At 54.3% G+C, this 11,365-nt stretch carries 10 protein-coding genes and 2 pseudogenes; 8 read left to right on the top strand and 4 right to left on the bottom strand.

All coding sequences use genetic code 11. The features are described 5' to 3' along the window. Together E4P01_RS11675 and E4P01_RS11670 are read left to right on the top strand one after the other, a co-directional pair. Positions 1 to 1,022: TolC family outer membrane protein (locus E4P01_RS11675; RefSeq protein WP_248130015.1), on the top strand; the 1,022-nt coding region annotated here is incomplete at its 5' end. A gap of 51 nt (positions 1,023 to 1,073) precedes the next feature. Beyond that, positions 1,074 to 1,901 (top strand): annotated as a pseudogene (locus tag E4P01_RS11670) (tyrosine-type recombinase/integrase); the annotation flags it as partial. A 210-nt stretch (positions 1,902 to 2,111) separates the two neighbouring features. On the opposite strand, the gene E4P01_RS11665 reads toward E4P01_RS11670, so the two are convergent. After that, a complete protein-coding gene (locus E4P01_RS11665; protein ID WP_216091864.1) occupies positions 2,112 to 2,672 on the bottom strand; it encodes a hypothetical protein in 561 nt (186 codons plus the stop codon). A 77-nt stretch (positions 2,673 to 2,749) separates the two neighbouring features. Next, positions 2,750 to 4,414 carry a colicin-like pore-forming protein gene (locus E4P01_RS11660; RefSeq protein WP_216091863.1) on the bottom strand — a complete coding sequence of 555 codons (1,665 nt, stop codon included), beginning with the start codon at positions 4,412 to 4,414 and terminating at the stop codon, positions 2,750 to 2,752. Positions 4,415 to 4,725: 311 nt separating this feature from the next. Here E4P01_RS11660 and E4P01_RS11655 point away from each other — a divergent pair. Next, positions 4,726 to 5,009 (top strand): annotated as a pseudogene (locus E4P01_RS11655) (tyrosine-type recombinase/integrase); the annotation flags it as partial. Between the two features lie 109 nt (positions 5,010 to 5,118). Here E4P01_RS11655 and E4P01_RS11650 read toward each other — a convergent pair. Then, the gene (locus E4P01_RS11650) at positions 5,119 to 5,364 is read right to left on the bottom strand and encodes a hypothetical protein (RefSeq protein ID WP_216091862.1); all 246 of its coding nucleotides are present in this window, start codon (positions 5,362 to 5,364) and stop codon (positions 5,119 to 5,121) included. On the opposite strand from E4P01_RS11650, the gene E4P01_RS11645 reads away from it, so the two are divergent. After that, positions 5,355 to 5,558 carry a hypothetical protein gene (locus tag E4P01_RS11645; RefSeq protein WP_216091861.1) on the top strand — a complete coding sequence of 68 codons (204 nt, stop codon included), beginning with the start codon at positions 5,355 to 5,357 and terminating at the stop codon, positions 5,556 to 5,558. The genes E4P01_RS11650 and E4P01_RS11645 overlap by 10 nt on opposite strands. A gap of 45 nt (positions 5,559 to 5,603) precedes the next feature. Here the strand turns inward: E4P01_RS11645 and E4P01_RS11640 are convergent, their stop codons facing one another. After that, positions 5,604 to 5,831 carry a hypothetical protein gene (locus E4P01_RS11640; RefSeq protein ID WP_216091860.1) on the bottom strand — a complete coding sequence of 76 codons (228 nt, stop codon included), beginning with the start codon at positions 5,829 to 5,831 and terminating at the stop codon, positions 5,604 to 5,606. A 397-nt stretch (positions 5,832 to 6,228) separates the two neighbouring features. On the opposite strand from E4P01_RS11640, the gene E4P01_RS11635 reads away from it, so the two are divergent. From E4P01_RS11635 to E4P01_RS11620, 4 genes are all read left to right on the top strand, one after another. Next, on the top strand, positions 6,229 to 7,656 hold the full coding sequence (locus E4P01_RS11635; RefSeq protein ID WP_216091859.1) for a hypothetical protein: 1,428 nt from the start codon (positions 6,229 to 6,231) through the stop codon (positions 7,654 to 7,656). A 274-nt stretch (positions 7,657 to 7,930) separates the two neighbouring features. Continuing rightward, a complete protein-coding gene (locus tag E4P01_RS11630; RefSeq protein ID WP_248130013.1) occupies positions 7,931 to 9,679 on the top strand; it encodes a type I secretion system permease/ATPase in 1,749 nt (582 codons plus the stop codon). Then, complete coding sequence (locus E4P01_RS11625) at positions 9,676 to 10,998, top strand: HlyD family type I secretion periplasmic adaptor subunit (protein WP_216091858.1); 1,323 nt, start codon at positions 9,676 to 9,678, stop codon at positions 10,996 to 10,998. Before E4P01_RS11630 ends, E4P01_RS11625 begins: the two co-directional genes overlap by 4 nt. A 2-nt stretch (positions 10,999 to 11,000) precedes the next feature. Continuing rightward, the coding region (locus tag E4P01_RS11620; RefSeq protein ID WP_248130011.1) for a TolC family protein at positions 11,001 to 11,365 on the top strand (365 nt) is incomplete at its 3' end.

Genomic DNA, 11,365 nt, shown 5'->3' with positions numbered 1-11,365 from the left:
ACGAAGCCTATGCCAACTACCGCAAGGGCGTGGCCCAGGCGCTGTTTGCCGACGAGAGTTTCCGCGACAAGAGCCAGGCGCTGTTGGTGCGGGTACTGACCTATTACACCCAGGCCCTGTTCGCCCAGGACCAGATCGAGATTGCCCGGGCCAAGAAGAAGGCGTTCGAGCAGCAGTTCCAGCAGAACCAGCACCTGTTCCAGCAAGGCGAGGGCACGCGCACCGACATCCTGGAGGCGGAGTCGCGGTATGAGCTGGCCACTGCCGAAGAGATCCAGGCCCTGGATGAGCAGGATGCGTCGCTGCGCGAATTGGGGTCATTGCTCGGCGTACACAGCGTCGATATCGCCGACCTGGCACCGTTGAACCAGGACTTTGCCGCCTTCACCCTGACACCGGCCAACTACGACAGTTGGCATGAGCTGGCAATCACCAACAACCCGACCCTAGCCTCCCAGCGCCAGGCGGTGGAAGTGGCGCGTTATGAGGTGGAGCGCAACCGCGCCGGGCACTTGCCGCGGATCACTGCGTATGCCAACTCGCGCCAGCAGGAGTCCGACAGCGGCAACACCTACAACCAGCGCTACGACACCAACACCATCGGCATTGAAGTCAGCGTGCCGCTGTATGTCGGTGGCGGCGTCTCGGCGTCCACCCGCCAGGCCGCCCGTTCCATGGAGCAGGCCGAGTACGAATTGGAGGGCAAGACCCGCGAAACCCTGATCGAGCTGCGGCGCCAGTTCAGTGCCTGCCTGTCGGGGGTCAGCAAGCTGCGCGCCTATCAAAAGGCCCTGGCCTCCGCCGAAGCGCTGGTGGTGTCGACCCAGCAGAGCATCCTCGGCGGCGAGCGGGTCAACCTCGACGCCCTCAACGCCGAGCAGCAGTTGCACAACACCCGTCGCGATCTGGCCCGGGCCCGTTACGACTACCTGATGGCCTGGATCAAATTGCATTACTACGCGGGCAGCCTGCGCTACACCGACTTGGCCAAGGTGGATGAGGCCTTTGGTCCCGCCCTATGAATTTAAGCTGTTCGGGGACTTCGACCTCACGTCAGGCGTCGGGAAACCGAATACCAGAATGACCTGGCAGACTTCTGCAGCTTTGTCGGCCGCACCGGCGCCGAGGAATTCCGCGCAGTGACCCCCGGGCACGTCCTGGCCTGGCGCGCCCAGCTGGAAACCCGGGGACTGGCCGGGGCCACCATTCGACGCAAACTGGCAGCTCTGGCGAGCCTTTTTGATCACCTCCTGGAGAACAATGCCGTCTCTGGGGGAAACCCCGTGCACGGGGTCAAACGGCCGAGGGTGGAAACCAACGAAGGCAAGACGCCGGCACTCGGTGATGACCAGGCTAAATTGCTGCTGCAGGCGCCGGATGGCTGGACGCTGAAGGGTGTGCGTGACCGCGCGATTTTGGCCGTGCTGCTGTACCACGGCCTACGTCGCGAAGAAGCCGCCCAGCTGATGACGGGCGACCTGCAGGACCGGCGCGGGATCAAGCATCTGCAGGTGAGAGGGAAGGGCGGTAAAACCCGCTATTTACCCTTGCACCCGGTCGCGGCTGAGAAGATCCATGAATACCTGGAGCGCGACAGTAAACGCGAACCGGGCAACGGTCCGCTGTTCCGCTCGATCCGCGGTCGCACCACCGGCGCCGGCATTTGCGCTGACGGGATCTATAAGGTGGTTGCGCAATGGGCCAAGGCGGCAGGTATTCACGTCGACGGGCTGGGCGTGCATGGCTTGCGGGCCACGGCCGCGACCAATGCCCTGGAGCATGACGCCGATATCGCCAAGGTTCAGGTATGGCTGGGGCACGCCAATATCAGCACGACGCGCCTTTATGACCGACGTGGCCAACGGCCGGAGGACTCGCCGACGTACAAGGTGAAATACTGAGCTGCTGGAAAGTCTGCCTCCGGCGACCAGGTATCCCCCTGGACCGCAGATATAAGAGGACACCATCAGGACTGGGGTCGCTTAGACAGTCCGGTAATCTCAGGCAGACCATTTTTTCAAGCTTTATCGGTCACGTAACACAGCCAAACCAAGTCCGATCAGACTAAAAAAACCCATAAGCTTTGAAATAGTTAAGTTATCGATAAAGTATTAATCTTTATTATTTCTCCACCGCTTCACTAAAATACGTGGAAGATAAAAAAAACCCGAGTAGCAGAACAAGGTCATTCCATATAAACTCAAAAGCATGCCTGATGAAAACAAAGCATACGTAAAGACATTTGAACCAAAAAAACGCCACTTTCTGGTATGCGACCCTAAATCCACCGAACCGATATAGTTGATATATATCAAAAACAAAACTAAGCCAATCATAACTAATGCAGCAAAGAAATATTTAAAAAAAGTATGATTTTTGTATTGATCAGGATCCATCACCAAACCTTTGTAAACTTTTATAAAAAAAACAAAAGCGAAAAAAGGTCCAAAAATACCAATGTAATTAGTCACAACTTTTGAGCTCAAAGGGAAATTTGACGACCAAAAGCCAACCTGCCCGAGCAAATAAGTATCTAAGAAATTATTTAATTCTATATAAGTAGAAGTATCCGCCTGTGCTGGCAGTAACAATACAATCAAATACACTGGAATTAATGTGAGAGCTATAAAAAAGTACGGCATTGGTATGATTTGCTTAGTTTTTACGCTCATAGAGTCAATACTCTTTTGGTGTATTTATGAGGGTTTAAATCAAGCCAGGTTTGCCTGGCTTGTTTTTGGTATTCACGCTATAGGAGGTTGTTGATTTGATCCACCTTTTCCGCATCGATATACGCAGCAGCACTAGCCATCATAACAGATACCACGACTGCACCCATAGTTGTAGTAACAAACACTGGAAAGAAAAACGCTGTGACGACAGCCAATACAGCACCTACACCAATACCAAGTGCCATAGCCTCAAGCTCCAACATAAGAGGCTTAAAGTCTCCAGTTAAAAAGCCATGCACAGTGTGGTTATAGATTTTTTCCGCCTGCACAATTTTACCTACAACTCCAAACGCTTTCCCTAATCGCGTAACATTGTCCGCAAAGGTTTCTTTACCAAACGCATTAAGCGCATTCACGACTGCCTGACGATCTGGATGGGACAACCATGTTTTTTGGTTCAACGTGACTTTTTCGAAGGTTGCCATGGCTTGAGTGTAGCTGCGGATATTTTTACCGCTGACATTAGATTGAAGAGCTTTGGCAATACCGCTCAGGTTTGCACCATACTTTTGAAGTGCCTTCTCGTTGGCGTCAGCCACAAAGCTTAAACCGTCCAAATAATCTTGTTTTTGCTGGTCCGCCGCTTGCTTCGCTTCTGCTTCTTTAGCACGGGCAACCATGCCTTTAAACGCATTCGACGTCTCTGTTAATTGACGTACTGATTCTGAATGAAGAAGCGAAGTATGATAGTCCAACCAACGCGGTCCCGTTGATTTATTTTTCTGCAACTCAATCAACGCATATAAGGCTTCCAGTTCAGGTTTACTCAACGGTGATTTGATATTATTGTTTACTTGCTGATATGGCCCAATTGCCGACTTTTCGGTCGAAATGGTGTGATCTATAGCCACCACATATCGTTCGAGCGCTTGAGCGCGTGTTAAGCTGTCCAGATTGCCTGCCGCTTTAACAATCGCCTCTTGATGAAAATATGCCAATAACCCGAGACGTACGTTTTTTTCTATATTGAGGACAGATAACTTATTCGATGCCCATGATGCGACGCGCCCAGGATCATTCGGTGAGGCGTTCTCTTGTTGGTTAATTTTTTGCGCAAGCTCTGGGAGCTGGTTCGCCAAAATATTCCTTTCAAGGGAAATTCGCTTTTGCTCTAGCGCCGCTTTATACGCTACGTCGATTTCGATAAGAGATTGGAAGAAACCGTCTGCTCCTTTGTGAACGCCGTCGTAGATTTTGCGAAACGGTAAATCAACCATCAAGTAGAGTGGGTACAGCCCGTACAGCGAGTAAGCCTCAGTAGCTTTCGACTCAAACTCAATTTCTTTTTCCTCAAGCGACTTTACCGTAGTTTCCAAATCCTTTTGCGCGGCATTAAGAGCGCTGAGAGCTTGCCCTGTCTTTGCAAATTCTTTATGTTTTTCAATTTCGTTTATGGTTCTTTCCTGCAATCCTTTGAAAATGGGTGCGTAAGCCGCATCAATTAATGATTTTTTATGCCTATGTTCTCCAACAAAATCTTCCCAGATAAAGGGCGTAATTGGACTGAGCTTTCCCGAACCTAAACTTGTGCCACGTCGGTACTCATCATTGATGCCTTCGCTGACGCGCCCGACGTGAGTTAGACGTTCAAGACGAGGAACATTAATGTGTATAGGGGCGAGTCTATACGAGTTCGCACCGGTTCGGATATTTGGACCTAAGTATCTTCCTGCGTTTGACATGTTTAATCTCCATAGTGGTTTCAGCGCATCAGATGCTTCCTGTGGCGGTCAATGAAAAACGGCATCACATCAATATGATTGGTTTTGCGCTCTGGCTACCTCCAAAGAAATGATGCTTCAGTAGGTGAGGTCTGAGCACAAAAATAACTGTATATACACACAGTGCTCGGCGCAATGAATTTTATGCATTTACGCATATAATTATGCGTAAATGATATTCATTATCAAGCGCAAATTTGAAACACCTTATTGCGTCCATTCGCCGCTGACTCGGCTGGGATCGGGAATATCAAACGACACAGCCGTATGATGGCCCGCTGTTCCGCTCGATCCGCGGCTGTACCACCGGCGCCGGCATTTGCGCTGACGGCATCTATAAGGTAGTTGCGCAATGGGCCAAGGCGGCGTGTATTCATGTAGACGGGCTGGGTGTGCATGGATTGCGGGCCACGGCCGCGACAATGCCCTGGAGCATGACGCCGATATCGCCAAGGTTCAGGTATGGCTGGGCCACGCCAATATCAGTACGACTCGGCTGTATGACCGACGTGGCCAGCGGCCGGAGGATTCCCCGACGTATAAAGTGAAGTATTGAACAGGGGGGGCTCAGAGGGGTATCGGTAAAGTGCTTACTGCCCATTAAGGCTGTTTGGGGGTGAGTCAGTAAGCACTTTACCGATACCCCCCCATTACAACGGAAGCATTCATGCCTCCAGTATCTCATGACGCGCCGTTACAGCATCGTCCAGGCTGATCGACAGTGTTTCGACAGTGGCCGGGATCAACGCACGCGCTGCGTCCACGCCTTCGACAAAGCCCCCGGCGCGCTCTTGGGCCAGGGCGAGTTGTGCTAGGTCCTGGGCACGCTCGATGCGCGCCCGGTACTGATCGACAGCACGGCGAATCAAAGGCGGCAGGTCGATAGCGTCCAAGCGATCAGATGCACTCACGACGTCATCTCGGGCAGTGGATCGAGCAACTGGGCAAGGTCGCGCCAAGGGTGCTGGGCAAAATCGCCGGTATTGGCGCAGCCTTCGCCGTGGCTGAACGATTGTGGGTATTTGCTGGCCAGCTGCATGGCGTGGCAATGCTGACAGCGCACGGTGTGGCCCAGCAGTTCCCAGCGCTGACACCAGGCTTCTAGGCCGTCTTCCAGGCGGTAGCGGGCTACGATTCGAAGTGCGGCGGGCTACCCTTCGGCGCTGGGCGCGGCAAACTTGAGGCGGGCGGCCTCAATAGCGAACTGAAGCATGCTTTCAATCAGATCCGCATCGAAGCCGCTTTGCTCGCGCACAAATTCGACCACAAAATCAGGATCCATCCTTGCCCACTTGGGTGCAATCGCCTGGCTCAGCAGCTCTAAGGATTGCGCCAAGGTCGAGACAGGCGCCTGCTCTTGCGATGGTTCAGGCAACATAAATTGGAACTGGGTTCCTTTCGGTTTGTTATTGGTAGTCGGTGGGCTACCCCTCGGGCGGGCTCTGCCATTGCTCCAGGGCCTCGGTCGCCTCCTTGTACAGCGCATCATGCGTCGCCCATCGGTAATCCCCGTTGGCTGACCAGACCGCGCATACAGCCGGTAACCCAAGCATCAAGTGAATGGCAAATCATGGGGATCGTTCACGTAGGAAATTTCCTACATACAAAAAACCCATGTCAAAACTAGCCTCTGACGACCTTAAGCCGAAGTTATCTTCTATCGAAAGTATGAGATTTTTAGTCTAAAAGTCTTCCTGCCTAGCTGAAGCTACCGACATCGAGGCATAAGGTGCTGATATGAAATATTCAGATGATATTCCCTTACGGAGTCGAGTATGATTAGCAAAGAACTATCAGTTTACAACCTCAATAGTTTTGTTGGCGGTAGGAAGATACAGCTGCCCTATGAGAAGCAAATAGAGCTGATTGGGAATGAGCTACTTGAAAAAAATGCTGATATCAATGTACTTCCTGAGTTTAACGACAGCATGCTGTCGTCAGGATTGTTAAGAACCGCACCTGAACGTATCGAGACACTCGTCAGTGCTGAAGCTAAAGGAATGGCTTCGGTACAGTTAGGTTTTGTTGATTCTCTGTTTGGCAGCATTATAAACCTAATTCCAGATTACCCGATTATCTCCACTGCAAAATCACTAGTTATTGGAGCGGCGAAGTCAAAATTAGATACAGCTGCTGAAGCTTTTGGCGATGTGGTAGGTGGAGCAGTGAAGCCAGTCATATCCTCGCTTGTCTCGAGTTTAGAGGATGTTGGGACGAAAAAATCGATTGGGTCAGCGCTTGAATATGAATTTAATAAGGCACTTTCTAACGCCGGCGTTCGCGAGTTTCAGAATGTGCCAGTAGAAGGTCTTGTTATAGGAGACCATGAAAGACTCAAAGATATTACGAACTATATGAACTCCAAGCTGGGTGATGATGTATATAGTTATACTCTTCATGGTGGTACCGGTACTATTTCAAAATATAAAATTATGGACGAAAAGCCGAATGGCGCAGCAGGGGGGAGCAGCTTAGTTATTGACTATGACAAAGACGGAGCAATTTCTTCCCGCGATATTCACCTCGACACCATCCATACCAACGATCTTAAGTACGCGGCCTATTTGCCAAGAGGGGTATCAGGTGATGGCCCAACCCCCAATCAAATAACGACGGATACATCTGTTATCAAGGCGGTCAATCTCGCATCCGGGCGAACAGAAGCTATAAACAACGTTTTGAATGCTCACGCGAATGGCCCTTACAAAGATTTAGCGCATATTGTTTCTGGAGACTTCAACGAACCCTCACATCTGGATTGGATAGCTTCGAATAAAAATGCAAATGACCGCAATGGTGTGGTGTATGAGTGGGATACCAGCAAGGCATTGATAGATAAGGGTTACACCGATAGCTTTCGTGAGGTGCATCCCGATCCCGTGAAAGACCCTGGGCATACTTGGGGTGGGCCAGCTTACGAGACAGGTAATAAATCTTGGGCGCCCACAGTGGACGACCGGGACCGAATAGACATGACTTATAGTCAAGATGGCAATAAAATCGATTTAACCTCCATCAAGGCCACAGTCGTTGGTAGTAATCAATACTTCGTTAAGGATGGATTGATTACGCAAGCGTCCAGCAATAGTTACGATCTCAGTTCTAACCCGACTTCGGGAATGTCCGATCATAAAGGTCTTATGACTACTTATCTAGTTAACGAGATCCCAACTGTTGGCCAGCCGAGCGCTGAACATTCTTGATTTTTAGCACTAAACGCTTATTTCCTGCTCGCCTTATACGGCGAGCAGGTTTTTGCTTGGCATAGCCTCAGTTGGTAAGGCGTTTCTAACTCTAGATTGAGCCAAGTATGATACGGGGTGAGCCCCCTGCGAAGCGTAGTTGATGTGTATTTTAACAGAATATCGGATACTTTCTTTGCGGCTCGCACCCTGCCATTTAGCACGTCGGCCAAGGAGAGTGATTGAATCTAGCACCTGCTTAATCGTTTTAAAAAAATGTCAGAGGGTCGCAATAGTGTATACGACAAAAGCAGGAGCGCTCTTCCGAGTACTAGGTACTTACAAAAACATCCTGATCAGCGTCGGCTGTTTTACCGCGCTGATCAATCTGCTGATGCTGGTGCCGTCCATATACATGCTGCAAGTGTATGACCGGGTGCTGTCATCACAGAACGAAACCACCCTGGTTATGCTGACCCTGATGGTGGTGGGCTTCTTTGCTTTTATCGCCACCCTGGAAATCGTCCGCAGCTTTATCGTGATCCGTATCGGCAGCCAGTTGGAGCGCCGGTTCAACCTGCAAGTGTACAAGGCCGCCTTCGAGCGCAATCTGCAACGGGGTGAGGGGCACGCCGGGCAATCCCTGGGGGATTTGACCCATATCCGCCAGTTCCTTACGGGGCCTGCGTTGTTTGCCTTCTTCGATGCGCCGTGGTTCCCGATCTACTTGCTGGTGATCTTCCTGTTCAACGTGTGGCTGGGAGTGCTGGCCACGGCGGGTGCGGTGCTGTTGATCGGCCTGGCGTGCCTTAATGAATACCTGACCAAAAAGCCGTTGCGCGAAGCCAGCGGCTACTCCCAGCAGTCCACCCAAATGGCCACCAGTCACTTGCACAACGCCGAGACCATCCAGGCCATGGGCATGCTGGGGGCGCTGCGCATTCGCTGGTTCCAGGTGCATTCGCAATTCCTCGGCCTGCAAAACCGGGCCAGCGACACCGGCTCGGTGATCAGTTCCTTGAGCAAATCCCTGCGTCTGCTCCTGCAATCCCTCGTGCTGGGCTTGGGCGCCTTGTTGGTGATCAAGGGTCAGATGACTGCCGGGATGATGATTGCCGGCACCATTCTGATGGGGCGGGTGCTGAGCCCGATTGATCAGTTGATCGCCGTGTGGAAGCAATGGAGTTCGGCCAAGCTGGCCTATCAACGCCTTGATGAGCTGTTGCAGGAGTTCCCGCCTGGGGCGCAGGCCATGGCATTGCCGGCACCCAAGGGGCAGGTGAGTTTCGAGCAGGTCAGCGCCGGGCCTCCGGGGCGTCGGGTGGTGACCTTGCATCAGGTCAGTTTCAGCCTGGAGGCCGGCGAAGTACTGGGCGTGCTGGGCGCCTCCGGCTCTGGCAAGTCGACCCTGGCGAGGGTGCTGGTGGGCGTATGGCCGACCCTGGCTGGTACGGTGCGCCTGGACGGTGCCGACATTCATCGCTGGGACCGCGACGACCTCGGTCCGCACGTCGGTTACTTGCCCCAAGACATTGAACTGTTCAGCGGCAGCATCGCTGATAACATCGCACGCTTTCGCCAGGCTGACCCCGAGCAGGTGGTGCAGGCTGCCCAGCAAGCCGGTGTGCATGACTTGATCCTGCGCTTGCCCCAGGGCTATGACACGGTGTTGGGCGACGACGGCAGCGGCCTGTCCGGCGGGCAGAAACAACGCGTGGCCCTGGCCCGCGCACTGTATGGCGGGCCACGCCTGATCGTGCTCGATGAACCCAACTCCAACCTCGATACCGTGGGTGAGGCCGCTTTGGCCAGCGCCATCATGCAGATGAAAGCCCAGGGCAGCAGCGTGATCCTGGTGACCCACCGCTCTTCGGCGTTGGCCCAGGCCGACAAACTGCTAGTGCTCAACGAGGGCCGCCTGCAAGCGTTCGGCCCCAGCCAGGAGGTGCTGCGAGCGCTGTCCGGGCAACCGGAACAACCCCGTGAAAAGGCCGGCGTCAGCCTCAACCGACAATACCCTGCGGCAAGGAATCCAGGCCAATGAGCACCGATAACAGCCTGCCAAACGAACCGACCTTTCCCGAGCGCGATGCGCGTTTTTTCTCCCGCCTGGGCTGGCTGATGACGGTGGTTGGTGCCGGGGGATTCTTCCTCTGGGCCAGCTTGGCGCCCCTGGACCAGGGCATTCCTGTGCAGGGTACGGTGGTGGTGTCCGGCAAACGCAAGGCCGTGCAAACCCTGAGCCCTGGCGTGGTCAGCCGGATCCTGGTGCGCGAAGGCGAGGTGGTCAAGCAAGGCCAGCCGTTGTTTCGCCTCGACCAGACCCAAAGCCAGGCCGACGTGCATTCCCTGCAAGCCCAGTACCGCATGGCCTGGGCCAGTGTTGCCCGCTGGCAGAGCGAGCGCGACAGCTTGCCTTCGGTGATGTTTCCCGCCGAACTGAGCGCTAGCCCCGATCCTGCGCTGGCCTTGGTGCTGGAGGGCCAGCGCCAGTTGTTCAGCAGCCGGCGTGAGGCCTTTGCCCGCGAACAGGCCGGGATCCGCGCCAGTATCGAAGGAGCCAGCGCCCAGCTCAATGGTATGCGCCGTGCGCGCACGGACTTGAACGCCCAGGCGCAATCGCTGCGTGACCAACTGAGCAACCTGCAACCGTTGGCCGACAATGGCTACATCCCGCGCAACCGGCTGATGGACTACCAGCGCCAGTTATCCCAGGTGCAGCAGGACCTGGCGCAAAACGCCGGTGAAAGCGGCCGGATAGAGCAGGGCATTGTCGAGTCGCGGCTCAAATTGCAGCAGCACAGCGAGGAATATCAAAAAGAGGTGCGCAGCCAGTTGGCCGACGCGCAACTGCGCAGCCTGACCCTGGAGCAACAACTGACATCGGCCGGTTTCGACCTGCAACACAGTGAAGTCAACGCCCCAGCCGATGGCATTGCCGTCAACCTTGGCGTACACACCGAAGGTGCCGTGGTGCGGGCCGGGGAAACCCTGCTGGAAATCGTGCCCCAGGGCACGCGCCTGGAAGTGGAGGGGCGCTTGCCGGTGAACCTGGTGGACAAGGTCGGCACTCATCTGCCGGTGGACATTCTGTTCACCGCTTTCAACCAGAGCCGTACGCCACGGGTGCCGGGGGAAGTGAGCTTGATCTCTGCCGACCAGATGCTCGACGAAAAGACCGGGGCGCCGTATTACGTGCTGCGCACCACGGTCAGCGACGACGCCCTGGAAAAACTCCACGGCCTGGTGATCAAGCCCGGCATGCCCGCCGAGATGTTTGTGCGTACCGGCGAGCGTTCGTTGCTCAATTATTTGTTCAAGCCGCTGCTCGATCGTGCCGGCTCGGCGTTGACCGAGGAATGAGCATGAAACCAGTGTTCATCGCCTTGCTGCTCGCGTGCAGCAGCGCCCAGGCCGCCATGGGACCGTTTGATGTGTATGAGCAGGCCCTGCGTAATGATCCGGTATTCCTCGGCGCGATCAAGGAGCGTGACGCCGGCCTGGAAAACCGCACCATTGGCCGCGCCGGCCTGTTGCCCCGGCTGTCCTACAACTACAACAAGGGCCGCAACAACTCCCAGGCCAACCTGCCCGATGGCCGTGGTGGTCACTATCACGACGACCGCAACTACAACAGCTTCGGCTCGACCTTCACCCTGCAACAGCCGCTGTTCGACTACGAAGCCTATGCCAACTACCGCAAGGGCGTGGCCCAGGCGCTGTTTGCCGA

The organism is Pseudomonas sp. NCIMB 10586 (genome assembly GCF_023127895.1).
Lineage (GTDB): Bacteria > Pseudomonadota > Gammaproteobacteria > Pseudomonadales > Pseudomonadaceae > Aquipseudomonas > Aquipseudomonas synxantha_A.
Note: the sequence above shows the minus strand (reverse complement) of the source record. Positions and strands in the feature narration are given on the sequence as shown.

Bases quoted from the DNA above. Each gene is read 5' to 3' on its own strand.
- E4P01_RS11645 (WP_216091861.1), top strand. From the start codon at position 5,355: ATGCACTCACGACGTCATCTCGGGCAGTGGATCGAGCAACTGGGCAAG.
- E4P01_RS11625 (WP_216091858.1), top strand. From the start codon at position 9,676: ATGAGCACCGATAACAGCCTGCCAAACGAACCGACCTTTCCCGAGCGC.
- E4P01_RS11660 (WP_216091863.1), bottom strand. From the start codon at position 4,414: ATGTCAAACGCAGGAAGATACTTAGGTCCAAATATCCGAACCGGTGCG.
- E4P01_RS11640 (WP_216091860.1), bottom strand. From the start codon at position 5,831: ATGTTGCCTGAACCATCGCAAGAGCAGGCGCCTGTCTCGACCTTGGCG.
- E4P01_RS11635 (WP_216091859.1), top strand. From the start codon at position 6,229: ATGATTAGCAAAGAACTATCAGTTTACAACCTCAATAGTTTTGTTGGC.
- E4P01_RS11665 (WP_216091864.1), bottom strand. From the start codon at position 2,672: ATGAGCGTAAAAACTAAGCAAATCATACCAATGCCGTACTTTTTTATA.